Genomic DNA, 26,807 nt, shown 5'->3' with positions numbered 1-26,807 from the left:
CGCGACGAGCGCACAGTCCAATGATTGTTCCGATACATGCAATACGTTCTGTGTATAAGGCCAGCTAGAGTGGGGTGGTGCCCGAACCCTTCCCCGCACCCGTGGACCTCGACCTCCGGCTGGTGCAGTGCTTCACGGTGGTCGCCGAGCACCAGCACTTCGCCCGTGCAGCCGAGGCGCTGCACACCACCCAGCCCTCGCTGAGCCGGCAGATCCGCCGCCTCGAACAGCAAGTGGGTGTCCGCCTGCTCGACCGCACTACGCGCGGCACCCGGCTCAGCGACGCCGGCGAGGTCTTCCTGCCCCAGGCCAAGGAGCTGCTGCGCGCCGCAGTCGAGGCGATGGCCCGCACCCGGGCCGCGGCCCGGCCCAGCAGCATCACCATCGGCTACAGCAAGGGACTGATCATCACTCCGGCCGTGCGCGCCCTGCGGGACCGCAATCCCGATGCCGAGGTCCACACCCGCCTGCTCGCCTGGAACGACTCGCGCGGCGCGCTGCTGGAGCACCGCGTCGACGCGGTGGTGGCGCGCCTGCCGTTCCCCACCGACCGGCTGCGCGTCACCGTCCTCTACGACGAACCGCGCGTGCTGGTCGTGCCCCGCGACCACCGTCTGGCCGGCGAGGAGTCGGTCACCCTCGACGACATCGCCGACGAGCCGATCCCCCACGTACGCCAGTCCGACCCGCTGCTGAACGCCTACTGGCGGCTCGACCCCCGGCCCGACGGGCGGCCCGCGCCCGACGGGCCCCTGGCCGAAGCCCTTGAGGACAAACACGAACTCATCGCCGCCGGACAGGCCGTGGCCATCGGGCCGCCCCTCGACCACGCGACCGGCCTGCATCCCAGCCTCACCACCGTCCCGTTGCACGGGGTCGAACCGAGCCAGGTCGTACTCGCCACCCGCACCGGCGACCGCAGCCGTCTGGTCACTGCTTTCCGCAAGCACGCCGAAGCTCTGCTCACCGGAAGCCACCGGGCCGGCCCCATCCACACGCCGTGATCAGCGGCGGCTCCGCCCGCCCGCACAAGCGATCATGGCCCGTGCCTGATCTGCCGCCACAGCGCCCCGACGAGATCGGCGGTCCCTTCGGCGGTTGTCTTGCGCACCGCTGAATTGGACGAGCCGAGCGTGCCGCGCACCGCAGCGGCGGAGCCCGGCCCGACGCGCTCGGAGACCTCGTTGAGGGCGTGCAGGGCACACGCGAGTGCAAGCCCCGCGGCCGTAGAGCTGTCCTGCGCGCAGGCGGCGCTGATTCAGCGTCCGTACTGCCAGCGCGGTCAGGCCGCGCCGATCCTCCGCCGACAGCCTCGATGCCCACTTGGATTCGGCCATGATCTGTCGGAGCAACAGCGTGTTGACGTGCACGAGACTGTACTGGAGCAGGTGCAGCGCGAGCATCGATGTCCCGGCGTGTTCCTCGTCCGGGCCGGTCAAGGCGCCGTCCTTGCCGTAGTGCAGCACGGTGTTCGCGCTGTTCCAGTTCTCCGCTGTCTGGAAGCCGCCGTGGATCTCGCGGCGCAGGCCGGGGCTGGCGAGGTAGCCGCAGGCGAAGACTGTGCGCACGGTACGGCCGAGTTCGTCGAGGGCCTGGTAGGTGGGGTGCTTGGGACCGCCGCGGGTGAAGCGCCAGCGTCGTAGAAGCGGGCCTTGCCATCGACATCGGCGTACTTCACCAGCAGCGCGAGCGCGTCCATCACCAGCCGGCAGGCGGTGTCATGGCACTTGAAGCCCAGCGTGCTCAGCAGCAGCGGCGGCAGCATTCGCCGGTAGCACGAGCTGTATGAGGAGCGCAGCGGGGTGCGGGCCTTGGCCTTGAACGCCTTCTCGTTCGCCTTGGTCTCCGTGACCAGGTTGCCCACAGCACCTCACTCAGCCCCTACCTGGCTCCTCTCACCCCCGCCACCAGGCCATATACCCAGCCAAAGCGAAACGCAGCACCAGCCAGCAGTTTCACGCTAGGTGTACGGATCCGCCGTGTCGCTTCGACGTCCCGTCGTTTGCGGGCACGGCAGCAGGGGAGCCGACGCGTCGCCGTCAGCGGCCTTGGAAGTCGAGTTCGGGGCGCGGGGTGCCTGCTTTGAACGCGGCGATCGCCGAGGCGAGTCCCGCCTTGGCGTCCTCGGTCGCGAAGAGCGGCATGGCGATGTCGAGCATGGCCTCGTCGGCTGCGGCGGTCCCGCCCGCGGCCCAGGCACGGAGGAGGGCCTTGTGCGCCGTGTGGGCCCGGGTGGGTCCCTTCGCCAGCTTCTGCGCGAAGGCGGTCGCCTCCTGGAGCAGGGTGCTGTCGGGCAGGACGCGGTTGACGACGCCGGCGTTCGCCATCGTGTGGGCCGGGACCGGTTGGGAGGTGAGGGCCCACTCCGCGGCCCGGGCCCGCCCGGCGCGCTCGGCGGCCCGGTAGATGCCGCCGAGGAGGGTGACGATGCCCAGCGTCTGCTCGGGATGGCCGAAGTGCGCCGACTCACCGGCGAGGATGACGTCCGCCCGCAGGGCGAGCTCGAAGCCGCCGCCGGAACACTGTCCTTGGACGGCGGCGACCACCGGCACGGGGAGGCGTTCGAAGGCGTTGAAGACGCTCATGTAGTGCTCGAAGAGCGCGCGGAGTTCGGCGCCGTTCAGGTCGGGCCAGTCGACGATGTCGCCGCCGAAGCTGAAGTCCGGGCCGTCGGCGCGCAGGAGGACGACACGGGCTTCACGCCGGGTGACGTCCTCGACGGCTGCGGCGAGTTCGTCGGCCATCTGCCGGTCGATGCGGTTCTGCGGCGGATTGGTCAGGACGATGGTCGCGATGCCGTCGTCACCGATGGTGTGCGTGAGGCGGGGCATGGGGACTCCGATGGTGGTAGTACTGATGGCCCGTCTGGTGGGGAGCGTTCAAGCCAGATGCCGGCGGAACCATTCGAGGGCCGCCGCACTGGACTCCTCGAAGCTGGCGAGGTACGGGTCGAAGTGACCGCCCGGCAGCAGGACCAGCTTCTTCGGCTGCAGCGCGCGCTCGTAGGCGGCCAGCGCCAGGTCGGTGACCGTGACGGTGTCGTGGTCCGCGACCACGAGCAGCAGCGGGGTGGGGGAGACCCGGCTGATCCAGGCGCCGGGCTCGTACATGCGGGCGGCGCGGGTGGAGCGCAGGGTGACCTGGTTCTCCCAGGCCCCCGGGGGCAGTTGCTGGAGGTAGAAGTCGATGGCGTCCTTGGCCCGGTAGGCCGCCGGGACCGCGGGATCATCGCTGACGATCACCTGCGTCAGGGGCGCCTCGCCACGGAACCGGGCCCGCTCGTCCTGCGCGAACGCCTCTTCCAGGGCGGCAGTGGCTTCTGGCGGGACGCGGCGCAGGCCCTGCTCGTAGCCGCAGATCGTGGGCACCTGCGCCACCACGCAGCGCAGACGCCGGTCGGTGGCACCGAGGACGATGGCATGGCCGCCGGCATAGCTGGTGCCCCATACGCCGATCCGGCCCGGATCGACCTCCGGCCGGCTCTCCAGGAAGGAGATGGCGCGGCGCCAGTCGGCGATCTGCTGCCAGGGGTCCACATCCTGGCGAGGAAGGCCCTCGCTGGCCCCGAACGTGCGGTGGTCGTGGACGAGGACGACGAAGCCGTCCGCGGCGAAGGTTTCGGCGAAGCGCGCCAGCCCGTGCTCCTTCACGCCCGCGTAGCCGTGGGCCATCGTGATCGCCGGATGCGGGCCGGGGCCGTCCGGGAGGAACAGCCAGCCGCGCAGCGTGACGCCGCCTTCTGCCGGGAAGGCGATGTCCGTACGTTCGGTCATGAGTCGTCTCCTTGCAAAGCCGCGGCCGGTCGGACCGGCGGTCGGCCGCCGTCAGGGAAGTGCGCGGGATCTGTCCGCTACGGTCGCGCGTCCTGCGCGGGGTTGTCGGTGGGGTGTGCTGTGGCGAGAAGGACATCGAGCAGCGCGGCGACGGCAGCGGGCCGCTCGACGTGCACCCAGTGCCCGGCGCCGTCGACCGTGGCTGACTCGATGGAGCCGAATCGCCTCAGCACTCCCTCGGTGACCAGCCCCTCGGTGATGAAGCCGTCGTCCGCGCCCTGGATCACCAGCACGGGACCCTGGTAGCGGCTCGGCCGCCGTCCGTCCGGGTGGCCGGTGTTCCAGCAGTCCGCCAGTGCGCGCACCACCTCGGGCCGAACCCGGGCGCCGACCGCGGTGAGCCGGTCCAGATCGGCTTCGGCCAGTGCGCTGGACAGCTGCTGGCGTACGGCCCGCTGGGCCTGCGGGTCGCCGCCCAGCGCGCGGAAGGGTTCGACCGCCTCGTCCGGTAGCCGCGTGCCGGCGAGCGGAACGGGTGTCACCAGGGCAAGGCCGAGCGTTCGCGCGGAGTGCGTGGCGGCCACCAGTTCCACGATCGGCGCGGCCATGCTCTGCCCGACGAGTACGACCGGCGTGTCCAGAGCGTCCATGACGGCCGCGACATCCGCGGCGAACCGGTCCAGTACGAACGGGCCGTCGGCGTCCGTGCGCTCGCCCAATCCGGCCAGGTCCAGCTGTACGGTCCGGACGCCCTGGGTCTTCAGCTCCCGGATCACGTCGTCCCAGACGTGCTTGTCGTCGAGGAATCCGTGGACGAAGACCAGCGTCCGACCGTCCCTGCCGGTGTGCTGGAGGCGGGTGCGCCTGTCCGCGCCGCCTTCGGCTCTCATACGGTTCGTCCTCTCCGGGGAGTCGTGGTGCTCCGGACGGAGACCACTCGGGCGTGTCGATCCGCTGGGTGAAAGAACCATAGGTCATACGTTCACGTCCGACAAGGAGTGGGCTTATCACAGGAAGTCAGTCCCTCCTACGGTGCGTACATAGGTGATCGATCCATGCGCACCGATAGCGGACATAAGTAAAAGTGCTACGGTTATTTCATGCCTTTGAGGCAGGCCCCGTCACCTCCCCGGGTGCCGGAGCGACCGCACCACAGAGCAGGAGTGATCCCCATGAGTGGCACCGCCGAGACGAACACCACCGACGAGGTCGAGGCCCAGCCCTGGACCAAGGCGTTCGCGGCCAAGTCCGCCGAGGCCTTCGCCGCCGCGTTCGCCGAGGACGTGGTTCTCGAAGCCAGCGCGCTGCGCAGCCCGGTCGAGGGGCGTGACAACGTCAAGCAGGTCATGGGTGCCGCCAGCGGCATCTACGAGGCCCTCGTTTTCACGTACGAGATCACCGACGGGTCCCGCACCTGCATCGAGTGGGAGGCCAAGGCGTTCGGCGGCAAGGAGCTGCGGGGCTCCACCATCCTGACCGTCGACGAGGACGGCAAGATCGTCCGGGCCGTCATCCAGCACCGTCCTCTGGACAACCTGCTGGCCTTCTCCAACGAGCTCGGCAACCGCGTCGGCGGTGCCGTCGGGCGCGACCACTTCTACCGGGCCTGACCTGCAAACCCGCACCCGCCGCCGCTCCGGCGGCGTCCGGGCGGGCCGGCCAGGACGCGTCCAAGGCCGTCCCCGCCAAGGTCGCCGCCCTCTCCCTGGACGGCATCGAGGCGGGAGCCCACGAGGTCCTGGCCGACCAATGAGCCGCCAGGTCAAGGCCGCCCCGTCCGGCGAACTCGGCGAGCTCCACCCACAACTCGCGCACCCACGCCTGCCCCCACCCACTCCGACGCACCGAGAGGAGATGGCCGCCATGGCCACACCCACCCCCCTGTCCTACGAGGTCTTCGTCTCGCCCGGCGCACCCCGCGCAGGCGACCAGCGCATGCCCGACGGCGAGGTCATCGTCTCCTCCCCGATCACGTCCACCCTGATCCACGGCGAGCGAGACGCCGTACTGGTCGACCCGCCCTTCACCCACGACCAGATCCGGCAGGTCGGCGACTGGGTGGAACGGTCCGGCAAACGGCTCGCCGTCATCTATGCCACGCACGGGCACGGCGACCACTGGTTCGGCACGGCGCAGCTCGTCGAACGCTTCCCCGGCGCCGTCGCGTACGCGACCGAGGGCACGATCCGCATGATGCACCAGCAGGCCACGACCGGCCGTGAGCAGATGTGGGACAAGGTCTTCCCCGGCCAGATCCCGGCCACGCCCGTCCTGGCCCGTCCCGTCCCCGCCGACGGCTTCCTGCTGGAGGGCAACGTCGTCCGGGCGTACGAGGCCGGGCACACCGACACTGACGACACCACCTTCCTCCACGTGCCGTCGATCGGCCTCGTGGTGGCCGGAGACATCGCCTACAACGACGTGCACCCCTACATCCTCGAAGGCGGCGGTGGCGGTCTGACGGCCTGGCTGGGCGCCCTCGACCGGATCGCCGAGCTGGAACCGCGCGCCGTCGTGGCCGGGCACAAGAACAAGGACCGCCCCGACGACCCGGCCATCATCGACGAGACGCGGCAGTACCTGCGGGACGCCCAGCGGTTGCTGGACGACAAGCCCACCGCGCGCGAGTTCTTCGACCGGATGATGCGGCTCCACGGCGACCGTCTCAACCCCGGACCGCTGTGGTACGGCGCGGTCGGCCTGCTCGGGGCCTGAACCGCCGCGAGTCCCCGCGCACGCAGGGAAGGAGGCGCCCATCATGACCTGTACGGCCACGGCCCGGCGCCCCCGGTACGCTGCCGCCCACCGGGGCCTTCGGCGCCGCCGTCCTTGCGTACGCCGTCCTGTATTCCGCCGCCGGAGCACCACCTCCGCTGCTCATGGTCTTCCCACAGCAGTGGGGTTCGCCCCGTGGGCCCTCGCCGTCGCGTTTGCCGCCTACGCCGTCGGTCTGCTCGGCGCGCCCCTGGTCACGGGGCGCTCTCCGACCACCTCGGGCGCCGCCCCGTACTGCCGGGATCCATGGCTCTCGAACTGGGCTCGATGCTGATGTGCGCGTTCGACCCGGATATCGGCTGGGTGATCGCCGCCCGCACGCTCCAGGGCATCGCGACCGGCGCGGCGAGCGAAGCTATCACAGCGTCGATCATGGAGCCGGCACCGGCGCGACACCGGAGGCTCGGCACCGTCCTCAGCCGCGGGCCCCGTCGTGGCGGGCGTCGCCCCCGGGATGCTGCCCCTGCTGTGGATCGGCGGCGTCGGCGGCGGGGCCGGCTTCGGCACCTCATTCTCCGGGGCGATCCGCGCCATTGCGCCCCTGGCCGCGACCCGCGACCCGCGATCCGCGATCGCGCGAGCCTGTTCGCGGCCATCTTCCTCGTTGCCTACCTCACCTACGGCCTGCCCGTGATCATCGCAGGCGTCCTGATCGCACCACTCGGCCTGCTGACCACCGTCACTCCTACGCCGCGGCCAACACCGCAAGTGTCACGCTCGGCCTGCTCACCCAGCTGGGGATGAGCCGGGCGGCGGCGGTCGCACACACCGCGACGCTCTCTCCGGGGGTCTCCTCGCAGTCCGCGCATGCGGCCGAGGGCGCCCCGGGAGGCTCGCCCGCGCCGTGAAAGGATGAGGAAGCTCGCCAGTCCCAGTCGTCCAGGAGGTGTCATCCGCAATGCCGTGGCCCGCTACCGCACGGTACGGCCTGGAGGCTGCCCCGGGTAGCCTCGGCCTGGTCCAAGATCTGCTCAATACCATCTCGGCCGGCTCGCCTCGGGAGCCCGATCTCCTACAGGGCATCGAATCCGCCCAGAAGTGGGTGAACGAGGCCACGGCACAATGGTCCGAAGGCGTCGGGCAGGCCGTTCCCGACATCATCCTGGACGCCGAGAGCCTCACCGAGCTGCGGTCCTTCCGCGACGACCTGCAGGCACTCGTCGCACTGGGGCCCGAGGCCGCCCAGGAGGCCGTGCCGGTCCTGCACACCGCGACCGCAGCGCTTCAACTCGGCCAGGACGGCCTCGTCCGTCTCGAACCGCGTGGCACCGGGTGGCGGCGCCTGGCCGCGCTGGTCATCGCGGCGGCGTTCGAAGGTCAGCGGGCCGACACCCGCCGCCGTCTGAAGACCTGCCGCAACCCGCGGTGCAAGGTGGCCTTCTTCGACCGCTCCCGCAACAACAGCGGCGTCTGGCACGACGTAAAGACCTGTGGAAACACCGTTAACCTGCGCGCCTACCGCGCCCGCCGGCGCGCCACCGGACAGGCGTAGCCCTCACCCGGAGGCCGCTGGTGCCAGACGGCCGCCCCACCCCCGCGGACCCGCCCCGGGCGCGGGCCGTGCACCTCGGCGCCAGCGCTGCCGCCATCGCCCCCCCGTAGAACTCGATGCCTTGAATCTGATCGGCGCGTACGAGGCATGGCAACAACCGCACCCACACATCTCGCTTACGAGTCGGTGCGTGAAACCGGGTGGGCGGTGTCCCGGCAGACGCCCCCGACGGTCAAGACGCCCTGGGGGCTCTACATCGAGATGGCTGACAGCCTCGATGAAGTAGGGCGCCATAGGTCTTGTCGCGGGGATGCCGTGCCCGGCGAGAGCGTCAAGCTGGGAGTCGAGTTCCTGGCCGAGGGTCGAGCAGCGAGCCTAGCCGATGCGGGTCCGCGCTCGGCAGGTCCGGGTCGAGCGGGGCGGTTGGCGGGGTGCCGGGCCGCCATGGCCGGCCAGGGGCGCGGTCGGCGGGGGTCGGTACCCGCAGGGCCTTTTTCAGGCGGGGAACCCGGGTGAAGCGCCGGGTGCGGTAGGCGGAGGCGACCGCGCCGCCGCGCGAGCGGCATGGTGAGCCGGGCTGGGCTTCGCACTTCGGGCAGGCGTGCGCTTCGACATCGTCGGCGTCCGGCCTGCCGGTCGGGGAGGGCTGCTGGGGCCCGGCATGGGCCCGGATTTCCTCGCAAGGTACGTCTCAGAAGAAGGGGGTCCCTCCCGCTTTTGAGTGAGAACGGGTTCTGAGAGCACATCCGGGATAGGCGGGGGACCGGCGGCCCGCGATTGTTCTTGCTCGCGCAAAGGACCGATTACGAGGCTTATCGCTCCCGCTCGGAGGACCCTTCAGGGCCGCCAGAGACCGGCCGCGAAGTTCCCGGTAGGTGTTGATCGACTCGGCGTGTTCTTGAGCAAGCTGATCACGGTAGTGCCCGTCAAGGGAGCGAATCAGCTTTGCCCGTCGCCCTTGACGGCCACGGCCACGGCCACGGCCACGGCCACGGCCCTGGCCTCGGCAGGGTCGGGGAAAGTGTGGCCTGCGGCGTTCATGCACCGACTCCAGGCGGCGTCGGCCTTGGCGACCCTCCGGTCCGCGAGTACCCTGCGATTGACGTCGGGGTCGAGGTTCGCAACCACCAGGCGCGCCGACCGTGAGGCGGGTCACCGGCTGGCTCACCCGCCACCCCGCAACCCCTGAACGGAGACGAGCGCGCTGCGTTGAAGGACGTCCTGGATCGCTGCCCTGAACTGGATACAGTGGCCGAATATGTCCGCGTTTTCGGGGAAATGCTGGTCCACCGGCTGGGTCCTACGCTCCCGCATGGATCGAAGCCGTCGATGCCAGCCAACTGCCCGGCTGCACCAACTTTGCCCTCCATCTGCTCCGAGACCTCGACGCGGTGACCGCCGGCCTCACCCTGCACTGGAGCTCCGTTGGCACGGAAGGCGCCGTGAACCGCATCAAGAAGAGCAAGAGGCAGCTCTACGGCCGTGCCGGATTCGAATTGCTCCGCAAGATGATCCAGCTTCAATAGCGTCGCGCCCAGACTCTGCAGCCAGCCCTGGTCACGTTAGCGAGTGTGGTGGCCTGAGAAGATCACCGCGAGGCCACAGATTCCGTCGAGACCGCGAAGGACAGGGATGTCGGATAGGCTGCCCATAGACCGGGCCGAGGAGCGACTTCAATATGAGCTGAGCCGTGGTTATCAGCCGCTCGCCGAACTGGACGTGGACGAGGTGTGGCTCCGGTTCGTGCGCTTCGGCTCGCAACGCTTCGACACCGCGGACACGCCGGACGCTGATGGCCTTCTCTTCCAGTACGGGACTCACGCCTTCGAAGAACCGCCCGTCTTCGCTCTGGACCTGGTCCGGCAGTTCGAGATCAACGACGCTTCCGGCGAGCATGATCATTACATCCAGCTCCACTGCGAACTCCGGTACGAGCCCGTCCCCCGGCTTCGGGCGCTGGGGCACGTCGAGACCTGGTTCTTCCACGACACGGACGACGAACTCGACGCCTGGGCCAACAGCCTCGGGCGCCAGGAATTCTGGCCGGTCGCCCGCAACTTCCACCCCCAAGAAATCCGGGTCTACCAAGAGCAGGTGTGATCACAGCCGCGAAGCGTCCTGCCTTGTGACGCTCCGCGACCGCTCCCCAAGTCTGTGCCCGAGCGCAAAACTCACCGACATTCAGCGCCTCGCATCCCCGCCAACCGCATCCCGAAGTCGGTAACAAACGCCTCCCACAGCCCCCCACATGGCCAGGCATGGCCATTTCCAGCGCCTCGGTGGACGCTCGCAGATACTGCTCCGGCGTGACACCGTACGGAATGCCCGGGGCACCGTCGCGCACCCGGTCGAGGAAGTCGGCGACGACCGGATGATGGGCGGCGATGGTGAAGGCGGAGGGCTGGGGCGGCCGAGAAGGCGCCGGAGTTGGTGCCGACGGCTCTGGCCGGACACATCGTGCGTCCGCCGGCGGCTGGAGGTCTGTCGTGTCCTGCCGTCTGTCAGCCGCAGCCGCCGGCGGTGTCCCGGTCGTAGGAGACCATCGGGTTCGGCAGCCGGTGCGGCGGCGAGGCGAGCGGGGTGTCGTGGCCGTTGGGGGCCGGGGGACGGTTCGGCGGGTGTCCGGCCAGCTCTGCGACGAAGTGCTCGACGCGGTCCAGGCCCCAGAACCGGTGCCGGCCGACAGCGAAGTACGGGATACCGAAGATGTCGTCCTCGTAGGCGGTGGCCAGGGCGTCGACCGCTTCGGCGCGGGTGTGTGGGTCGTGCACGGCCTCCACCGATGCGGCCAGCTCCCGGCCGCCCACGGCGAGTACGGCGCGCAACACCTCGGGCTCGCAGATGTCCTCGCCGCGCTCCCAGCGGGCGGCGGCCATCAGCTCGTACGCCTCGTGGTGCTGTCCCGTCCGCCGGGCCTTGAGCCAGGCCAGGTGCGGCAAGTCCCACCAAGGTGCCTGCCCGTCCACGGGCCAGGCCATGCGGTATCCGAGGCGGGCGGCCAGTCGTCTGGTGTCCTGCAGGATGTAGCGGTGCTTGGCCCGGCTCATCCGCACGTAGTGGAAGCCGCAGCCGCGGGCCGTGAGCTGCTCGGTGAGCTGCTGGTCGGGTTCCCAGAAGGGCCGGTAGTCGAGATGCTCGCGCGCCTGGGGGAGCAGCTCTTCCAGACGCTTGAGGCCCATCCAGCTGAAAGGGGAACGCAGGCTGAAGTAGAGGCGGGGCGGGAGCTTCACCGGGCACCTCCGAGCAGTGCCTTGACGGTGGTTTCGTCCAGCTCGGCGAGCGTGCCGGCGCGTTCGCCGGCCGCGTGCGCGTATCCGTGGGTGATGGTCGCTGTCGCGGTGGGTACCAGTGCGTCGCCGCGCGGGACGTAGCAGTTCATGCGGGCGTCGAAGAGGGTGCCGCGGATGACGCCGGTGACCGCGAAGACGATGTGGAGGTCCTCCTCCATGAACGCGTCCGCGAGCATCCGGAGGCGGGTGCGGTGCACGACGGGCACCCAGCCGCGCGTCGCCAAGTAGTCGCCGATCGCGATTCCCTGGGCGTCCAGGTACCGGTCGACGGTGTCCTCAAGGACGCGCACGTAGCCTGCGTGCTGCAGGCGGCGGTCGTAGTGGCAGTGGTAGTACGGGATGCGTCGGCGCCACAGAAGGGCGTTCGTCTCCGGGCCGGTCGGTACGGGGCCGGGCCCGGCCGATGCGGGCGGGTGCAGCGGTGGCGGGGGGTTTCCGGAGCGGATGGGTTCCAGGGCGTCGACGGATTCGACGGCCAGGCTTCGGAGTTCGGGCGGCAGGGGCGGGCAGTCCGTGCGGGCCCGGTCGGCGACGAGGGCCGCCCGGGCCGTGCCGCGGAATGCCGGCCGTGTCCGTTCGGGTCCGTCGACCGTCACCAGGGCTTTCAGGGGCAGGCCCTGGTGCGGTACCGGCTCGGTGATGGTCAGCTGGGTCCGGGTGACCTGGTCGAGGCTGATGGGCGCGGAGTAGGTGCCGGAGGTCTCCACGATGTCGAGCCCGTGGCCGAACGTCTCGTGCATCCGCCGTGCGCTGTGGCCTGAGCGGCGGAAGTGGTCGAGTACGGCTTCTTCCAGCAGGTCGAGGTACTGCTTGAAGCCGGCCCAGGTGCGGATGTTGATCCCCGCGTAGCGCGGTCGGCCGACAGTGGCCGTGTCGATGGTACGGCTCGGTGCGTTCATGTGGTCTCCATAAGGCGCTGTCCTGGGCGGGTGGAAGGCGGCTGCGCTGGGCGGTGCCCTGCGGACGGCGGAATGCCCTGCGGGAGCGTCGGGTGTCCGGTCCGGGACCCACCGGGGAACGTCACGGAAGGGGCATCGAAGACGGAGAATCGGTGTCCGTCCTGTACGCGGGGGAAAGGGCCGTGATGTCGGCAGCGAACGACTTGGGTGCTTGATGGGTGAGGAAGTGGCCGACGCCCCGGTAGACGCGGAGTGTGGCGGTTGGCAGCCGTCCGGTCAGCGCGCGCCCTTGGCAGGCGTCGACTCCGGGGTCTTTCTCACCGACTGCCACCAGGACTGGAATGTGGACCGCGCTGAGATCGAGGACGCCGGTTGCGCGGTAGCTGTCGAAGAGCGCCTGGTGAGTTTGTGGGGGCAGCCGGGCGATGGCGGTCCGCTCCATGGCGGTGCGTACTGCTTCTCCCAGCTCCTCGCTGCGGTGCCCGAGTCGGCTGCGTACCGCTTCGGCCATGAGGGCGCGGACTTTTTCGCGGTGGCGTTCGAAGACGGCCCGGTCGGCGGGGCAGTCCTCGGTGCGGAAGAACGGCGCTGCCAGCGCCGCGGCCCGTGGTCGGCTTGCCCAGGGGGGCGGCTGCGTCAAGTATCCCAGCGCGGCGTTGGCGCCGAAGGAGTGGGCCACGAGAACGTCCGGGCGCTCCGGAACGGCTTGGAGAGCGCGCGCCAGATGCTGCGAGGCGTCGGCGGTGTGCCGCCATCCGTAGTCGTTTCCCGCGCGCCAGGGCAGGTCGAGGGCGTAGAGGCGGGTGCCGGACGGCAGATGCCGGGCCAACGGCCCCCACGTGCGCCAGGACGCCTGTAGCCCGTGAGCAGCGGCGATCACCGTGGGGTGTGTCGTGACGCGGGCGGCACCCCCTTCGAGCAGATGCCACTCGGGCCGGAGAGGCATCTCAGTCCGCCTTCCGTAGTCCGGACCGTCCGGGCCGCCGGAGCAGAACCGAGACATAACCGTCGCGGGGGTCTCCGCTAGTGACGCGCGCCCAGCCGGAGCCGGTCTGTCCTCGCAGCCGGGCCGTCGAGATGGCCGTGCGGACGACGCCGTCGGCGCCGTGGGCCGGTCTCGGCAGGGGCGGGCCGACGCTGTCGGGCCGGAAGATGATGGAGCTGTCCGGCACGGGCGAGTCGGGGGTGTGGGGGCCGTGATGGACGACCCGCCCCAGGAGCACCGTGTCGGCGCGGAGCTGGGTCGGCGAGGGTTCGATGATGACGCAGCCGGCCTGCGCACGGTGCCGAGTCTCCTCGCTCTCCGAGGCGCGGGCGGTTCGGAGAGCGCGCGTGGTGGCGTCGTCCGGCTCCACGCCGACGACGACCACTCGCTCGGCGCGGCTTGCGCGGACCAGCAGGGCGGCCAGGCGCAGTGCCTGCAGGTCGCTGATGGTTCCGGCGCAGAGCATGAGGTTCGGGCCGGTCAGGCCGTAGCGCAGGGCGATGGCTCCGGCGATGACGTTGGCGGACATGTTGGGTACGGACAGGGGGCTGATGTCCCGGTACGAGCCGCGGCGAACGGCATGGGCGGCCCGCCGGACGCTGTGTACGTTCCCGAGGTTGGAGCTGACCACCACCGCCGTACGGTCTGCCAGCGGTGGCGGGGCCGCCGGTCGACCTGGTGGCAGCCCCAGTGCCAGATGCGCGGCGCATAGGGCGAGCAGGGTCGCCGGCTCTTTGGCGAGCAGCCCTCTCCGTCCCAGGAGCCGGTGGGCTTCGTCGGGCACGTGCCGCGCGACGGGCAGGCCGTCGGGCAGGTCCGGCGCCTGCCCCGGGAGGGCGAGGGCGCAGGCGGTGACGGCGGTCTCGTCGTTCGTGGTGGTCATGGCATCGCCTCCAGTACGAGGACGGCGTTGACCCCGCCGAAGCCGAACCCGTTGACTTGCGCGCAGCGCACCGGGGCGATGCCGGCGTCCCCGATCACCGCCCGTACGCCCCGCAGTTCGCCGATGGGCCGGCGCAGCCCCGTGGCGGGCGGCACGTGTCCGGTGCGCAGGATGTCCAGTGCGACGGCGACGCTGTGCAGCGCCGAGCTGCCCGAGGTGTGCCCGATGGCGCCCTTGAACGCGGTCAGCAGCGGCCCGGCCCCGACACGCGAGGTGAAGACCTCGTGCAGGACGGTGGCTTCGACGGGGTCGTTGAGCGCCGTGCCGGTGCCGTGGGCGATGACCAGGTCCACGTCCTGCGGGGTGACGCCTGCGCGACGGTGGGCGTCTCGGACGGCGCGGGTGATGCCGTCGGGGTCGGGGGCGGTCGCGTGGCGGGCGTCGCAGGACAGGCCGACACCGCGGACCCGAGCCAGCGCGGTGCGGCCCTCGGCGGCCACGGCCGACTCCGGCTCCAGTACCAGGGCGGCCGCGCCCTCGCCGAGCAGGGCGCCCGTGCGGTGCCGGTCGAAGGGGCGGACACGGTCGGTGGGGCCGGCGGCCATGCGGCCCATCGAGGCGAGCATACTGGCGGCGAAGCCGTCGCTGCCGGCGACGAGAACCGCGTCCGCGTCCCCGACGGCCAGCAGGTCGCAGGCCAGGGCCAACGCGTGGCCGGACGCCGCGCAGGCGTTGGCGAGCGTGATCACGTCGGCGGTCTCGGGCAGGACCGACCGGACGGCCCCGGTGAAGTGCAGGCCCGCCGGGTGCGGTGGCTCGTCGTCGGGTTCCCACCGTTCCAGCTCGCGTATCTCCCGCAGCCCGGTGCCCACCAGCGCGCTGATCCGCCGACCGGTCGGGTCGAGCCCGGAGGCCCGCACCGCGCCCGCCACGCAGTGGGTCAGCCAGCGGCTGGGGCGCCGGGGGAGTTCCTCGTCCCCGTCCCTGATCTGGTAGCCGTGAGTGACGCCGAGCCGGGCGCCGTCCAGGTGCCGGATCGGAGCCGCGCCGCACCGCCCCGCCAGCAGGGCCGCGAAGGTCTGCTGCCGGTCGCCGAAACAGGTGAGCGCTTCACAGCCGGTGATCACTGCGGTCATCGGGGCACCTCCTGAGTACAGCGGCTCCGGCCGCTCCGTCCCAGCCGAGCGAGGTGACCAGGGCCACCGCGCGGTCCGTGCCGAGATGGGGAGACGCGAACCAGGCGAGGACGGTGGCGAGCTGGACTCCCGCGGACGCCCCCAGGCAGTCGCCGGCAGCGTCCGCGACGCGATGCCGGCGGCTGGTCGTCTGCGCGAGCAAGCGGTCCAGGGCTTCCCCTTCGGCCCGGGTACGGGGACAGTCCGCCGGCCCACCGCAGATGACGACCAGATCGACCGCTGCCGGGGCCACCTGCGCCAGGGCCAGTGCGCGCCTGGCGCAGTCCTCCACGGTGACGGACGCTGCCTCCGCAGCGGGTTCGCCGGTGGCCAGCTCGACGGCGAGCAGCTCTGCGTGGCTGCGGTGCGCTGCCCCACCCACCGCGGGCTCCACAGTGAACAAGGTCGCGGCCTCGCCCAGCAGCCGGGCCTCCCGGCCGCCGTGCCAGTGGCGGGCGAGCCAGGCGTTCTGCGGGGAGTACTCCTCGGCTGCCCCGGCGATCATCGCGGTGGCGTGTCCCCCGCGCAGAGCGTTGCGGGCGTACCGCAGCGCCGTCAGGGCGGCCGGCGGCCCTGCGGCGAGCGCGGCGTTGACCCCGCGCAGTCCGTACCGGATGGCTGCCTGCCCGGGCGCGCCGTTGGGGACCGTAGTGGGGAAGAGCGCCGGGCTCACCAAATAGGGGCGGTGGTGGCGGTAGGTTTCCCGGGCGAACTCCCAGGTGGAGCGGGCGCTCCCGAGGTTCGTACCGAGGGCGAGGCCGATCTCCTCCGTTGCGGGGGAGTGCGCGGTGATGCCCGCGTCCTGGAGGGCCAGGCCACAGGCGAGGACGGTCAGCGCGGTCACCCGGTCGTAGGCGGAGGTGCCCTTGCGGCCGAGATGGTGCCGGACGTCGAAGCCGGGCAGGACGCAGGCAAGGTTGTGAGGGAGGGGATCGTCGAACATGGCGGAGACGTCGACCGCGCAGCAGTCGCCCTTGAGCACGGCTTCGGTGAACGCGTCCGTACCGATGCCCAGCGGAGAGACGACGCCCCAGCCCGTGATGACCGGTGCCGCTGCGGTGGTCATCGTTCCGCCCTCCCCAGCACGGCGACGGCGTTGTTGCCCCCGAAGGCGAAACCGTTGTTCTGTACCCGGCGCAGCCGGGCGGGGCGACCCCGGCCCGGCACCGGATCGAGGTGGTGAAGGGCGGGATCGGGATGCCGATGGTGTGCGGTGGGCGGCAAAAACCCCTCGGCCAGCCCGACGGCGCAGGCGAGCACCCCGAAGGCGCTGGCGGCGCCCAGGGTGTGACCGAGCATCGACTTGACGGAGCTGGTGGGCGGGGGGCCGGCACCGAAGACATCGAGGACGGCGCGCCACTCGGCCGCGTCGTTGGCCGGTGTACCGGTGCCATGGGCGCAGATGTAGTCGATCTCGTCGGCTGCTACTCCGGCGTTGCGGTGGGCGCGGCGCATGGCCGTGGCCATACCGTCGGCGTCCGGCGCGATCATGTGGGTGGCATCGCAGCTGAGGCCGTACCCGAGCACCTCGGCGTAGATGCGTGCACGCCGGGAGCGAGCGGACTCCAGCGGTTCGAGGAGCACCGCGGCGCCCCCCTCGGCGAGGAGCATGCCGTCCCGGTCGCGGTCGAAGGGCGCACAGACCCGCGCGGCCATCGCGCCCAGCCGGTGGAACCCGGCGTACCCCCACCGGCTGAGGGAGTCCGCACCACCCGCGATCATGTAGTCGGCGTCTCCGTGGACGACGGCGTCGTAGGCGTGGCCCAGGGCGTAGTTTCCCGCGGCGCAGGCGCTGGTGAAGGTCATGGTTTCGCCGCCCCAGGCGAGTTCCCGGACCACGGCGTCGGCGATCCTGGAGGTGGGGAGTCGCCGGGCCAGGTCAGGGTCGAGGTGGTCCAGTCCCTCGGCGATCCACCGGGCCGTGCCCCGGTCGACGAGATGGCTCTCGCCGCCGGTCGTCCCCATGCACACCCCGGCGCGGTGGCGCGGCAGTCGGGCCGGGTCCAGGTCCGCATCACGCACCGCGAGCCGTGCCGCAGCCGCCCCGAACAGCGAGGCACGCCCCCACTGGCCCGGGGCGAGCCGCTCCACCACCGTGGACGGGTCGAAACCGGTGACGGCTCCGGCGTAGCGGGTGGGGAAGCCGGCGAAGCCGGTGTCGGCCAGCTCCGCTGTGCCGCTGCGGCCTTGGCGTAGTGCGTCGGTGAAGGCGTGGACGCCGACGCCGATGCTGGACACCGGTCCCACACCGGTGATGACGACGCGGCGGCCCATGTCACTCCTGCCACCCCGCGGATACTCTGACGATGTCGTACACCGCCTGGAGGTGGCTCATGCGCGCCAGTTCCGCCTGGGGGATCTCGATGTTGTAGCGCCGTTCGATGCGGGCGAGGAGTTCGATCGCATGGAGCGAGTCGGAGTCGTGGTCCTCGACGAATCGGCTGGTGGGGGTGAGCTCCGCCGGGTCGATCTCCAGTACGTCGGCGGCCATCTCCCGCAGTTCCTCGTAGTGCTGGGTGGCGGCGGTGGTCATGGCTTCTCCTCTGTACGCCGAAGGGGAACAGCGGGCTGGGGAAGGTGCGGTCGCGTGCCTGGACGAGGCTGGGGGGCTCCGCCGGACGTCCGTCATATGACGATGCCTCCGTCCACCTGGAGGACCTGTCCGGTGATGTAGGAGGAGTGGTCGGAAACCAGGAAGTCGACGGCGTCGGCGACGTTTTCCGGACGCCCGTATCCGCCGAGCGGAATTCTTTCCAGTGCCGCTTTGCGGACCCGGGCCGGAAGGTCGGCCGTCATCTCGGTGTCGATGAATCCGGGCGCCACGACATTGACCCGGACTCCGTACGGCGCCAATTCCTTGGCCATGGACTTGGAGAAGCCGATGATGCCGGCCTTCGCCGCCGCATAATTGCACTGCCCGGCGTTCCCGTGGATTCCACCGACCGACGAGATGTTCACGATGGCGCCCCGACGCCGCTTGAGCAGCCGAAACGCCAGGCTGCGACACAGGTGGTAGGTACCACCGAGATTGGTGTCGATGACGGTCTGCCACTGCTCGTCCCGTATCAGAGGCAGCGGACTGTCCCGCACCACTCCGGCGCAGTTGACGAGCGCCCGCACGGGGCCCAGTACGGATTCCACCTCGGTGACGAACAGGTCCACCGCCCGGCGGTCGGTGACGTCGACGCATCGGGCGTGGCAGCGGGCACCGGCGTCCTCGACATGTTCCGCGACGCGCTTGGCCTCCTCTTCCGCCGAGCGGTAGCAGAAGGCCACATCGAACCCCGAACGGGCCAGTCGTTCCACGACGCTCCGCCCGATCCCCCGGGACCCACCGGTCACCAGTGCACAGGGATTGCCCATGATTCACCCACCGCCCTGTCACTGATTCCACGTGCGGACACGCTGATGCCTCTCGTGTTCATGACGCCTCATCATGAACGCACGCACGGGCTTGGACGGTAAAGGGTGACCGGTGTTGAACCTGTTGCACGGCAACATTCACCACGTTCAACATCCGACGATTTTTCGCGCCGATGTGTCCGGGTAGCCATCGGTGAGGACTTGCGCGGCGGACAGCGGTGACGCACAGGTTATGCGTCGTTGTCGAATGCGTACCGGAACATCGTGGAAATCAACGCCGCCACCGGCTCCTTCCCGCCGTTGTCTTACCGGCCGGAGCCGGGCGGGCCGTGCCCCGGCCCGCAGCGGCACGTCCGGCCACCACCACCCATCGGAACAGAACGTCCGATTCGAGCGGCACCCCACGCCCCTCTGTGCGCGGGTCGCCGCAGTTCGGAGGCGCCCCATGAAGCATCTACGCTCGCTGCGCGAGTTCATCGAGGTCCTGGAGGGCCTGGGCGACCTGCAGCCCATCGGGACGGGGGTCGACTGGAACCTGGAGATGGGAGCGGTGATTCGGCGCTCATATGACCTCCGCGCCCCCGCCCCGCTGTTCACCTCGGTCAAAGGCGTCGCGCCGGGGTACCGCGTACTGGGCGCACCGGGCGGGCTCAGCAGCCGGCCCGGCTTCACGTTCTGCCGGATCGCCACCGCGCTGGGCCTGCCCCCGTCCACATCCGGCCGGGACATCGTCGAGGCGCTGGCCCGGTGCCGGTCCCTGGACGGCATCCCGCCGCTGGTCGTGCCGCGGGCGGCGGCGCCGTGCAAGGAGAACGTCCGCACCGGCGCGGACGCGGACCTGCTGCGGCTGCCCGTACCCTTTCTGCACCAGGGCGACGGCGGGCGGTACCTGCAGACCTGGGGCATGAACATGGTGCGCACCCCGGATGGGACGTGGACCAATGCCTCGATCAACCGCATGATGCTCGTGGACAGCCGGCGGCTGGCATGCCTGGTGCCCCCGGTGCAGCACATCGGGATGATCAAGGCGCAGTGGGAGCGGTTGGGCGAGCCGATGCCCGTCGCCGTCGCGCTCGGCGTCGAACCCGGCCTCCCCTACGTCGGCGGGATGCCCGCAGCCGCGGGGGTGAGCGAACTCGACCTGCTGGGCGGGTACTTCGGCGAGCCCTTGGAGACGGTACGGTGCGAAACCGTACCGCTGGAGGTCCCGGCCACCTCCGAGATCGTCGTCGAGGGACACCTCTCCCATACGGAAACGGCGCCCGAAGGCCCGATGTGCGAGTACCCCGGCTATCTGACCGGAGACGCCGTGCAGCGGCCGGTGCTGAACGTCACCGCCATCACCCACCGTGACGACCCGATCCTGCCCGTCGTCACCGCGGGCCCGCCGGTGGAGGAGAACCACACAGCCTGGGGCATCCCGCATGCGGCCGAGTGCCTGCACCTGCTCCAGGCCGCCGGCCTCCCTGTCACCCTGTGCTGGATGGTGCCCGAGTCGGCCGGGCACTGGTTGGCTGTCGGGGTGGCGCCCGACTGGCACCCCCGTCTCGGCAGGTCCGCGCGGGAGCTGTGCGACGCCGTCGCCGATCTGGTCTTCGGCAGCAAGACCGGGATGGCGGTCCCCAAAATCCTGGTCATCGAGGACGACGTCGACCTGACGGACGTGAACCAGCTCGTCCACGCCTTCGCCAGCCGCGCCCATCCCGCGAGCGGCGCCCTGCTCTACCCGGATCACCTGGCCTCCTACCTGCCCGTGTTCATGGACGGTGCGGAGCGCGTCGCGTGCCGCACCACCAAGGTGGTGCACAACTGCCTTCTCGGTGACCGGTATCCGCCGGGCGAGCGCCCTGTCGTCGCCGACTTCCGTCACGGCTGGCCCTCTGACATCCAGCACCGCGTCCTCGACAACTGGCACGCCTATGGCTATCGCTGACCGACCGCCTACCGGGAGATCGCTGTGACAATGGACGTACGCTCATACCTGGGCGGCCCGTGGGATGAAGAGGTAACCCGTTCCCTCCTGGTCGGCGTCGAGGCGGAGGCGGCCTGGGACCTGCTCCATCGAGTGACGGTGAAGGACGTGCCGATGGTGCGGGCCCTGCTCGCCGCGCGCGCCCTGCCGGCGCGGCTGAAGCGTCGGCACTCTGAGGCCGACGGCCGCACTCCACTGCTGGAGCAACTCGTCGCGACGGGCTTCACCCCGCTGGCCAGCGAGCGCCCCCACCACGTGGCACTCGGCCGGATCGGGTCGTTCTGGAGACTCGTACCGGAGTACCGGGACGCCCCCACCGGCGAAGCGTTCGCACGATTCGCTGCCCCGGGGTTCGCCAAGGCCGTCCTCACCTTCGAGCTCTCACCATGTCCCTCCGGCACACGGATCACGACCACGACCAGGGTCCGGGCCACCGACGAGGTGGCACGACGGAAGTTCCGGACGTACTGGCGGCTGATCTGCTGGGCCGGCGGGGCGATGCGCCACGCGGTGCTGCGCGCCGTCGCCCGCCAGGCGAAGTCCATGGCTGTGGGCGTCGCGGGACCCGAGAGTCACAGCCCACTGGCCGCACCCGGGGGCCGTGGGACGACGCCGGAGGCCGACCGGTGACCGTACGTGTCGTGGAGCCCATCGGACGGGGGCACCTCCTCGTCGACTCACATCCCCTCGGCTGCGCCGCTCACGTCGACCGGCTCGCTGCCGAAGCCGGTCACGCACACGACGTCACGGCACGCCTCCCACCGCACTCGTCATCGGCGCGAGCGCAGGCTTCGGCCTGGCGCTGACGCTCACCGGCATCGCCCGTTACGGCATGCGGGGCGTCGCGGTGTGCCGGGAGCGCCCGGCCGGTGCGCGCCGCTCCGCGACCGCCGGCTGGTACCGGGCGCACCGCAGCTCCGAGATCGCCGCCCGGCAAGGCAGCGACGCGCTGTTCGTCGACGCCGACTGCTTCCTCGACGCGACGAAGTCCGAGGTATTGGCCCTCCTCGCCGAACGCTTCGGCCAGATCGACCACCTGATCTACAGCGTGGCCGCGCCGCGCCGATCCGGTCAGTGGCGTCACCCATACCTCCGTGCTGGCACCCGGCGGCGCTCCGTACCGCAGCCGTATGCTCACCTTCACCGACACCGGCGAGCCCCGCATCGCGGACACGGTGATCGCTCGGCCACCGAACAGGAACGGGAAGCGACGGTCGCGGTCATGGGCGGCGCGGACTGGGCTTCCTGGGTCCGACACGCCCTCGCCCGCGGCCTGCCGGCTCCCGGCTTCAGCACCGTGGCCCTCTCGCACATCGGCCCCGAACTGACCTCCGCGATCTACCGGCGGGGCACCATCGGCGCCGCGAAGCGGCATCTGGAGGACACCGCCCGTGCCATGGACGCGCACCTGCGTCCCCACGGGAGCAGCGCGTCCACCGGGGTGCTGGGGTGCACCGTCACCCAGGCGGCGGCGTCCGTCCCCGGCATCTGCCTCTACTTGGCCCTACTGCGGCGGGCCCTGGGCTGTGAGCTGCCGTCGACCGTCGACCCGTCCAAACGCCTGTGGGACCACCTGGCAGACGCCGTCCCCCTCACGCCCGACGCCGACGCTCGCATCCGCCTGGACGCCTGGGAAACCGATCCGACCGTCCAAGACGCGGTCCGGGATGCCTGGCATCGGCTAGATCAGGCACAGCCGGAGGCGTATGCCGACACCCTCTGGCTGCGCGACCGTCTCCACGAGTTGTACGGCTTCGGTGTCCCAGGAGTCGACTACACGGCTCCGGTGGAGCTCGACGTCCCCTGGCCTGCCGCAGTTTGACTGCCTCCGAAGGCTTTTCCACAAGCCCCTCACGCGCCCCTCGTACGCCGGTGCGCTCCTGAACGCCTCACGACCCTCCCCTTGCGCCACCTGTATTCGGCTATTGAGGGCATTCTTACCGCGTCGGGGCCGCGTTGCGGCCCGCGATGCCCGTCCCTTCGCACTGAATACGCTGAGGAGGCACCGTGCCCGGCAGACGGCAAGCCAACCTCAGACTGCGCGCACTGCTCCAGCAGTCGGCGATGACACAAGAAGCACTCGCGCGCGCGGTCAACACCATCGGCCACGAAAGGGGACTCCGGCTCTTCTACGACCGCACCAGCGTCGCGCACTGGCTCCGCGGCGCCCGGCCGCGGCCACCGGTCCCCGAACTCATCACCGAAGCCTTCGCCCGCCGGCTGGGCCGGCCGATCACCGTTGCCACCACGGGCCTGACCGCTTCGGACGACGCCCGACGTACAGCACCCGACACGGTGGACCCGGCCGAACGGCTGACCCGACTGAGCACCTGGGACGCCGCCCCGGGATACGGCGAGAACCCGTCCCACACACCGTACTCCACGTCCACCGTCCCGGTAACACCGATCCGCGAGACAGGCCCCACGACTACGCGCCCCATGCGCCCTGGAGCTCACCGGCCCGAGACCGAGTCCGCCCGGACGGTCCTCACCTGCTTCAGCACCCTTGACTCCACCTACGGAGGTGGTCACGCACGCGGGGCCCTCGCTCAGTACCTGGCCTTCGACATCGCCGACCGGCTGAAGGCCACGGCGGACACACCGGCCTGGGGAGAGCTGTGCGGCGTCACCATCCGGCTCACCGCGCTGTGCGGGACCATGTCCTTCGACACGCAACTTCATTTCCTGGCCCAGGAGTACTACCGCACGGCCCTCGCTCTGGCAGAGCAGTCGACGGATGCCGACGGCACGGCCTTGGTGCTGCACCGCATAAGCGTCCACGCCCGCTTTCTGGGGCAGGGGCAGGAGGCCCTGAGACTGGCCGAGGCCGCCCTGAAAGCGACCCCGCCTGGCAACTCGAACACCGTCCGCGCCCAGCGGACGGGGCAGCTCGCGGCCTGCCTGGCAGACCTCGCCGAACACCGCCGTGCCATGTCGCGACTCCGCCGCGCCGAAGACCTGATCGACCAGGAAGGAGATGCCGTCGAGAAGGCGGAGAACCGAGCCGTGGGGCAGGCGCAGGTGCACTGGCGCAGGGCCGAGGTGCTGAGCGCCTTGGGAGTCTCACAGGACGCTGTAGCCGCCATGCGCTTGGTCATGCGTCTGCTGCCGCCCGCGCACCGTCGGGCCCGCCTGTTGGCCAGGGCGCGGCTCGGAGTCCTGCTCCTGGATGCCGGCGAAACAGCGCAAGCCGCCGAAGTGGTCAGCGCGTTCCTCGACGAGGCCGCCGACGTTCGCTCCGCTCTGGTCGCTGCCGCACACGAGGGTCTGCTCTCCCGGTACACATCATTTCACCACCACGCTGCGGGCGCGGCAGTGTGGCAGCGCCTGCTGGTGAACCGGCCGCTCTGGGGCGGGGCGAACCCGGACCGCCCCTGGTGCTGCCCGTGTTGACGCCGGCATTCGCGCTGCGAAGTGCTGATCGCGCGTTCGCTGTACCGCCTCTTGGCTTCCGGGCCGGCGCACCCTCCGTGAGGACGTGCAGAGGTTGACCGATAGGCCGCAGGCAATGGCCTTCTTGACCGTCAACTGCCAAGATCTGCTGTCGCCGATCGACCGCGGTATCAAAGTCCTCGGCAGTACGAGCAAGAACGGCGCAGTGGCGAGAAGATGCCTACTGCGCATGTGCATGGCGCTGCTGCGCTGCCTGCGAACTACCGTCACAGCAGCGATGCCATCACAATGTCGCGGAGACGACCTGCCGCCGGCAGGCGACAGCCGCTGCTCCTTCACTCGTTCGGATGGCAGGGGCATGAAGGACAGCTGTCCGGGCATGCCTTCCCTGCGAACTGCGTGCAGGTGTGCAGTCCGAATCACGTCATAGGCGACGCGCAGAAAATAACGCGCCAACGGCGTTCCTCCAGTTGACTCATCACACGGACGGTACCCGGTCGTAGGGTGCCTAGCGCTCTCCTCCTCAGATAGTTCGGCAGTCATCGCGCCCCCACTGACGTCCGAATGTGCTGCGTCCGTGTCGTGCCTGAACGAATGCATTTTCTTTCCTGACGGACCACTCAAGACCAGCGCGGTACGACGCCACGGGTCCGCGCCCTGAAACTCATCGAGAAAAAGAGGTATTCCTATGCGTCGTCGTCTTGTCCTCGCCGCAGTATCCGCTGCGGTAGTGGGGACACTGGCAGCCGCCTACGCAGCAGATGTATCCGTCGGCACCATTACCGAGGGTTCGGTGGAGTGCATCCTGACGGAACAGGCGGAACAAGCTCTCAAGGACAAGAGCGTCAGCTTCGAAGCAGTCGCGCCCGCTGCGACACTGCCTGGCAACAGGGTTCGCTGGTCCCCCGTCAAGGGCCGCGTCAGTACGCGTCTGGAAGGACACATCGCCGCCAGCGGCGGCTTCTCCCTGCGCAATCAGGACGGCAGCAGTATGGAATTCGTCGATCCCTCAGGCAATGTGCCCTCGGGTACCGTCTCGCTCACAGTCACCACCAAGACCCGGGAGGGAACACACAAGGACGATACGCCGAGCCCGATCCTGTCGTACGACGTTCCACCGTCCAGCATTCACGGCAGCGCAGACCTGACAGGCAAGTTCAAGGTCAGCGTCGACAGCGCCGATCTTCATCTCACATCCTCCGCCGCTCAGCGGATCAACGACACTTTCGGTACCGATCTCACGGCGAACAAACCCTTCTGGCAGTGCGACCTCAAGGTGAGTGGTCGTATCGGCTGAACCGTGGCTGTTCGAGCGGGTGTAACGGCTGAAAGGGGGCGAACCCACAGGCCTGTGCCCCGCGGACCGAGGGCGACCCGGCTCCAAGATGCACTTCCTGTCCGATGCGGCCGTACTGCCCCTCGTGGTCGGCGTCTCGGCCGGCCACAGCCGCCGACAGCGACGGCCTCAAGCCGATGATCACCGGTTGCCAAACGCAACATGACCCCGACCGCAGCCGGTACCGCCCAACGGGAAACGTGCACGCGGACAAGGGACACGATCACTACGAGGCCGACCGCTTTGTCCCACGGCCGCTCCCTGGTGGCCTCGGTTTCCCGGAGGCGGGACTCAGGAGCGATCGTGTGGCTGCCATGTCTCTGCTTCGGTTCAGCCCGCACCTCCGAAGCCGGACGGTCCCCGGTGCAGCTGTCACGCCGGGCCCCTGTCGTACGGAGGTTGGCGCTTCTCGTCCAGGCCAGGGCATGGCTGGGTCCGTGCGTCGGCCATCCGGCGGGTCAGGCCAGTGTGGCCGGCAGTTCTTCTCTTCCGGTGGCGCCCGTCTTGCGAAAGACCGACTTGGGGTGGTCGTTGACCGTGTGCACCGACAGGCCGAGGCGGCGGGCGATCTGTTTGGGAGCCGTTGCCTCGCACAGGCGCGCCAGGACCTGACGTTCGCGTGCGGTGATGCCGAACCAGTCGCAGAACGACGGCAACACCTGGTCGCGGTGAGCCGTTTCGATGACGATCGCCACGTCGGCGGAGGCCGGGTCACTCCTGTCGGATCCGGTGCCGCAGAGGGGCTGGCCGTGGACGGCGGTCCACCGGCCATGGCTCGCCGCCGGGCCCACGACCAGCGGGGCCGCCGTGGCCTGCGGGTTGCGGGCATGGGCGCGGGTGTGCACTGCCAGTCCGGCCATGAACGCGGCACCGGTCCATTGTGGTGCGCGGGCGCAGCGGCTGAGTCGCTGCTGCCAGGCGTATGCCTGTGGTGTGGCCGCCCGGATCGTGTGGTCAGCGCCGACCACGAGGACGCCTGGCGCCAGCACAGGTGTGCGGGCGGCGAGCGGTGCCGCGGTCACGTAGGTACGCAGGAATGCCACCAGGGCCGGCCCCAGATCGGCCGCTCGCCACAGGTCCGTGTCGCCGAAGGGCTTGGCGCCCTCGGCCCGCCACAGCCCGAGCATGCCCCAGACGCCCCGGGCATCGTGGAGCACAAGGCGCAGATGGCAGCCCATGCCGTAAGCGGCGAGCATCCGCCGTGCCGGCCGCTGTCGCCGACCGCCGCCCCGGGCGCACGTGTCGACTGCCGCCGCCGGCAGCGGGCCCCACAGGAGGTCGGCAGGCAGCCACGGATCGTCGCCCGTGTAGAAATGGTGCATGAACGCCTGGCCGAAGTCCGGTTCGACCTGGTGCCAGAAACTGAATGCCGAGGGGCCAGGCCTGCCGACGGACCCGTGCCCACCAGGCTGATGGCGTAGTCCGCGCTTTCGGCAAATGTCGCTTCCGGCGAAGAACCTGCGGGCCGTGC

At 70.3% G+C, this 26,807-nt stretch carries 25 protein-coding genes and 2 pseudogenes; 13 read left to right on the top strand and 14 right to left on the bottom strand.

What is annotated here, in order from left to right; translation table 11 throughout:
- Positions 1-77: 77 nt before the first annotated feature.
- Positions 78-1,004 (top strand): LysR family transcriptional regulator, encoded by a 927-nt coding sequence (locus ACH4FX_RS36425; RefSeq protein ID WP_398485752.1) that lies wholly within the window; start codon positions 78-80, stop codon positions 1,002-1,004.
- Here the strand turns inward: ACH4FX_RS36425 and ACH4FX_RS36420 are convergent, their stop codons facing one another.
- The 4 genes from ACH4FX_RS36420 to ACH4FX_RS36405 all read right to left on the bottom strand — a co-directional run bounded on the left by ACH4FX_RS36420 (position 1,005) and on the right by ACH4FX_RS36405 (position 4,663).
- Positions 1,005-1,712 carry a Tn3 family transposase gene (locus tag ACH4FX_RS36420; protein WP_398485774.1) on the bottom strand — a complete coding sequence of 236 codons (708 nt, stop codon included), beginning with the start codon at positions 1,710-1,712 and terminating at the stop codon, positions 1,005-1,007.
- A 327-nt stretch (positions 1,713-2,039) separates the two neighbouring features.
- On the bottom strand, positions 2,040-2,831 hold the full coding sequence (locus tag ACH4FX_RS36415; RefSeq protein ID WP_398485751.1) for an enoyl-CoA hydratase/isomerase family protein: 792 nt from the start codon (positions 2,829-2,831) through the stop codon (positions 2,040-2,042).
- A gap of 48 nt (positions 2,832-2,879) precedes the next feature.
- Entirely contained in the window at positions 2,880-3,773 is an 894-nt protein-coding gene (locus ACH4FX_RS36410; RefSeq protein ID WP_398485750.1) for an alpha/beta hydrolase, read from the bottom strand.
- Between the two features lie 77 nt (positions 3,774-3,850).
- Entirely contained in the window at positions 3,851-4,663 is an 813-nt protein-coding gene (locus ACH4FX_RS36405; RefSeq protein ID WP_398485749.1) for an alpha/beta fold hydrolase, read from the bottom strand.
- Between the two features lie 282 nt (positions 4,664-4,945).
- Here ACH4FX_RS36405 and ACH4FX_RS36400 point away from each other — a divergent pair, with 282 nt between their 5' ends.
- The 5 genes from ACH4FX_RS36400 to ACH4FX_RS36380 all read left to right on the top strand — a co-directional run bounded on the left by ACH4FX_RS36400 (position 4,946) and on the right by ACH4FX_RS36380 (position 10,140).
- Positions 4,946-5,383: a nuclear transport factor 2 family protein gene (locus ACH4FX_RS36400; RefSeq protein ID WP_398485748.1), complete on the top strand. Its 438-nt coding sequence runs from the start codon at positions 4,946-4,948 to the stop codon at positions 5,381-5,383.
- A gap of 253 nt (positions 5,384-5,636) precedes the next feature.
- On the top strand, positions 5,637-6,488 hold the full coding sequence (locus ACH4FX_RS36395; protein ID WP_398485747.1) for an MBL fold metallo-hydrolase: 852 nt from the start codon (positions 5,637-5,639) through the stop codon (positions 6,486-6,488).
- Positions 6,489-6,794: 306 nt separating this feature from the next.
- Positions 6,795-7,292: a hypothetical protein gene (locus tag ACH4FX_RS36390; RefSeq protein WP_398485746.1), complete on the top strand. Its 498-nt coding sequence runs from the start codon at positions 6,795-6,797 to the stop codon at positions 7,290-7,292.
- 154 nt (positions 7,293-7,446) lie between these two features.
- Positions 7,447-8,040, top strand: coding sequence for a CGNR zinc finger domain-containing protein (locus tag ACH4FX_RS36385; RefSeq protein WP_398485745.1), 594 nt, complete (start codon positions 7,447-7,449; stop codon positions 8,038-8,040).
- Between the two features lie 1,632 nt (positions 8,041-9,672).
- Positions 9,673-10,140 (top strand): hypothetical protein, encoded by a 468-nt coding sequence (locus ACH4FX_RS36380; RefSeq protein ID WP_398485744.1) that lies wholly within the window; start codon positions 9,673-9,675, stop codon positions 10,138-10,140.
- Positions 10,141-10,541: 401 nt separating this feature from the next.
- Here ACH4FX_RS36380 and ACH4FX_RS36375 read toward each other — a convergent pair whose 3' ends face one another.
- The 9 genes from ACH4FX_RS36375 to fabG form a co-directional block, all read right to left on the bottom strand.
- Positions 10,542-11,270 carry a 2-hydroxychromene-2-carboxylate isomerase gene (locus ACH4FX_RS36375; protein WP_398485743.1) on the bottom strand — a complete coding sequence of 243 codons (729 nt, stop codon included), beginning with the start codon at positions 11,268-11,270 and terminating at the stop codon, positions 10,542-10,544.
- The gene (locus tag ACH4FX_RS36370) at positions 11,267-12,229 is read right to left on the bottom strand and encodes a thioesterase (protein WP_398485742.1); all 963 of its coding nucleotides are present in this window, start codon (positions 12,227-12,229) and stop codon (positions 11,267-11,269) included. The genes ACH4FX_RS36375 and ACH4FX_RS36370 overlap by 4 nt, the downstream gene beginning before the upstream one ends.
- Before the next feature lie 121 nt (positions 12,230-12,350).
- Positions 12,351-13,175: an alpha/beta fold hydrolase gene (locus ACH4FX_RS36365; RefSeq protein WP_398485741.1), complete on the bottom strand. Its 825-nt coding sequence runs from the start codon at positions 13,173-13,175 to the stop codon at positions 12,351-12,353.
- Position 13,176: 1 nt separating this feature from the next.
- Positions 13,177-14,097, bottom strand: a complete 921-nt coding sequence (locus ACH4FX_RS36360; protein ID WP_398485740.1) for a beta-ketoacyl synthase N-terminal-like domain-containing protein — start codon at positions 14,095-14,097, stop codon at positions 13,177-13,179.
- Positions 14,094-15,233, bottom strand: a complete 1,140-nt coding sequence (locus tag ACH4FX_RS36355; protein WP_398485739.1) for a beta-ketoacyl synthase N-terminal-like domain-containing protein — start codon at positions 15,231-15,233, stop codon at positions 14,094-14,096. Before ACH4FX_RS36355 ends, ACH4FX_RS36360 begins: the two co-directional genes overlap by 4 nt.
- Complete coding sequence (locus ACH4FX_RS36350; protein WP_398485738.1) at positions 15,208-16,338, bottom strand: beta-ketoacyl synthase N-terminal-like domain-containing protein; 1,131 nt, start codon at positions 16,336-16,338, stop codon at positions 15,208-15,210. The genes ACH4FX_RS36355 and ACH4FX_RS36350 overlap by 26 nt, the downstream gene beginning before the upstream one ends.
- Positions 16,335-17,546, bottom strand: coding sequence for a beta-ketoacyl-[acyl-carrier-protein] synthase family protein (locus ACH4FX_RS36345; RefSeq protein ID WP_398485737.1), 1,212 nt, complete (start codon positions 17,544-17,546; stop codon positions 16,335-16,337). Before ACH4FX_RS36345 ends, ACH4FX_RS36350 begins: the two co-directional genes overlap by 4 nt.
- 1 nt (position 17,547) lies before the next feature.
- Positions 17,548-17,805, bottom strand: coding sequence for an acyl carrier protein (locus tag ACH4FX_RS36340; RefSeq protein ID WP_398485736.1), 258 nt, complete (start codon positions 17,803-17,805; stop codon positions 17,548-17,550).
- Between the two features lie 92 nt (positions 17,806-17,897).
- Entirely contained in the window at positions 17,898-18,635 is a 738-nt protein-coding gene (fabG, locus tag ACH4FX_RS36335; protein WP_398485735.1) for a 3-oxoacyl-[acyl-carrier-protein] reductase, read from the bottom strand.
- A gap of 445 nt (positions 18,636-19,080) precedes the next feature.
- On the opposite strand from fabG, the gene ACH4FX_RS36330 reads away from it, so the two are divergent.
- The 7 genes and pseudogenes from ACH4FX_RS36330 to ACH4FX_RS36300 all read left to right on the top strand — a co-directional run.
- Positions 19,081-20,568 (top strand): UbiD family decarboxylase, encoded by a 1,488-nt coding sequence (locus ACH4FX_RS36330; RefSeq protein ID WP_398485734.1) that lies wholly within the window; start codon positions 19,081-19,083, stop codon positions 20,566-20,568.
- A gap of 30 nt (positions 20,569-20,598) precedes the next feature.
- Entirely contained in the window at positions 20,599-21,237 is a 639-nt protein-coding gene (locus ACH4FX_RS36325; RefSeq protein ID WP_398485733.1) for a hypothetical protein, read from the top strand.
- Positions 21,209-21,415: pseudogene (locus tag ACH4FX_RS36320) on the top strand (hypothetical protein); the annotation flags it as partial. The gene ACH4FX_RS36325 and the pseudogene ACH4FX_RS36320, both read left to right, overlap by 29 nt.
- Before the next feature lie 24 nt (positions 21,416-21,439).
- Positions 21,440-22,429, top strand: coding sequence for an enoyl-[acyl-carrier-protein] reductase FabV (locus ACH4FX_RS36315; RefSeq protein ID WP_398485773.1), 990 nt, complete (start codon positions 21,440-21,442; stop codon positions 22,427-22,429).
- Positions 22,430-22,614: 185 nt separating this feature from the next.
- Entirely contained in the window at positions 22,615-24,000 is a 1,386-nt protein-coding gene (locus ACH4FX_RS36310) for a hypothetical protein (protein ID WP_398485732.1), read from the top strand.
- Positions 24,001-24,730: 730 nt separating this feature from the next.
- Positions 24,731-25,297 (top strand): hypothetical protein, encoded by a 567-nt coding sequence (locus tag ACH4FX_RS36305; protein WP_398485731.1) that lies wholly within the window; start codon positions 24,731-24,733, stop codon positions 25,295-25,297.
- Positions 25,298-25,328: 31 nt separating this feature from the next.
- Positions 25,329-25,522, top strand: a pseudogene (locus ACH4FX_RS36300) (IS5/IS1182 family transposase); the annotation flags it as partial.
- 272 nt (positions 25,523-25,794) lie between these two features.
- On the opposite strand, the gene ACH4FX_RS36295 reads toward ACH4FX_RS36300, so the two are convergent.
- The gene (locus ACH4FX_RS36295) at positions 25,795-26,658 is read right to left on the bottom strand and encodes a response regulator transcription factor (RefSeq protein WP_398485730.1); all 864 of its coding nucleotides are present in this window, start codon (positions 26,656-26,658) and stop codon (positions 25,795-25,797) included.
- Positions 26,659-26,807: the final 149 nt, after the last annotated feature.

The sequence above is a fragment of the Streptomyces sp. NPDC018019 genome, assembly GCF_044327805.1.
Lineage (GTDB): Bacteria > Actinomycetota > Actinomycetes > Streptomycetales > Streptomycetaceae > Streptomyces.
Note: the sequence above shows the minus strand (reverse complement) of the source record. Positions and strands in the feature narration are given on the sequence as shown.

Excerpts from the sequence above, each read along its gene's own strand:
- ACH4FX_RS36330 (WP_398485734.1), top strand. The coding sequence starts at position 19,081 with ATGAAGCATCTACGCTCGCTGCGCGAGTTCATCGAGGTCCTGGAGGGC.
- ACH4FX_RS36340 (WP_398485736.1), bottom strand. The coding sequence starts at position 17,805 with ATGACCACCGCCGCCACCCAGCACTACGAGGAACTGCGGGAGATGGCC.
- ACH4FX_RS36355 (WP_398485739.1), bottom strand. The coding sequence starts at position 15,233 with ATGACCGCAGTGATCACCGGCTGTGAAGCGCTCACCTGTTTCGGCGAC.
- ACH4FX_RS36350 (WP_398485738.1), bottom strand. The coding sequence starts at position 16,338 with ATGACCACCGCAGCGGCACCGGTCATCACGGGCTGGGGCGTCGTCTCT.
- ACH4FX_RS36365 (WP_398485741.1), bottom strand. The coding sequence starts at position 13,175 with ATGCCTCTCCGGCCCGAGTGGCATCTGCTCGAAGGGGGTGCCGCCCGC.
- ACH4FX_RS36415 (WP_398485751.1), bottom strand. The coding sequence starts at position 2,831 with ATGCCCCGCCTCACGCACACCATCGGTGACGACGGCATCGCGACCATC.
- ACH4FX_RS36325 (WP_398485733.1), top strand. The coding sequence starts at position 20,599 with ATGGACGTACGCTCATACCTGGGCGGCCCGTGGGATGAAGAGGTAACC.
- ACH4FX_RS36315 (WP_398485773.1), top strand. The coding sequence starts at position 21,440 with ATGCGGGGCGTCGCGGTGTGCCGGGAGCGCCCGGCCGGTGCGCGCCGC.
- ACH4FX_RS36385 (WP_398485745.1), top strand. The coding sequence starts at position 7,447 with ATGCCGTGGCCCGCTACCGCACGGTACGGCCTGGAGGCTGCCCCGGGT.
- ACH4FX_RS36395 (WP_398485747.1), top strand. The coding sequence starts at position 5,637 with ATGGCCACACCCACCCCCCTGTCCTACGAGGTCTTCGTCTCGCCCGGC.
- ACH4FX_RS36370 (WP_398485742.1), bottom strand. The coding sequence starts at position 12,229 with ATGAACGCACCGAGCCGTACCATCGACACGGCCACTGTCGGCCGACCG.
- ACH4FX_RS36380 (WP_398485744.1), top strand. The coding sequence starts at position 9,673 with ATGTCGGATAGGCTGCCCATAGACCGGGCCGAGGAGCGACTTCAATAT.
- fabG (WP_398485735.1), bottom strand. The coding sequence starts at position 18,635 with ATGGGCAATCCCTGTGCACTGGTGACCGGTGGGTCCCGGGGGATCGGG.
- ACH4FX_RS36345 (WP_398485737.1), bottom strand. The coding sequence starts at position 17,546 with ATGGGCCGCCGCGTCGTCATCACCGGTGTGGGACCGGTGTCCAGCATC.
- ACH4FX_RS36360 (WP_398485740.1), bottom strand. The coding sequence starts at position 14,097 with ATGACCACCACGAACGACGAGACCGCCGTCACCGCCTGCGCCCTCGCC.
- ACH4FX_RS36295 (WP_398485730.1), bottom strand. The coding sequence starts at position 26,658 with ATGCACCATTTCTACACGGGCGACGATCCGTGGCTGCCTGCCGACCTC.
- ACH4FX_RS36410 (WP_398485750.1), bottom strand. The coding sequence starts at position 3,773 with ATGACCGAACGTACGGACATCGCCTTCCCGGCAGAAGGCGGCGTCACG.
- ACH4FX_RS36405 (WP_398485749.1), bottom strand. The coding sequence starts at position 4,663 with ATGAGAGCCGAAGGCGGCGCGGACAGGCGCACCCGCCTCCAGCACACC.
- ACH4FX_RS36390 (WP_398485746.1), top strand. The coding sequence starts at position 6,795 with ATGGCTCTCGAACTGGGCTCGATGCTGATGTGCGCGTTCGACCCGGAT.
- ACH4FX_RS36400 (WP_398485748.1), top strand. The coding sequence starts at position 4,946 with ATGAGTGGCACCGCCGAGACGAACACCACCGACGAGGTCGAGGCCCAG.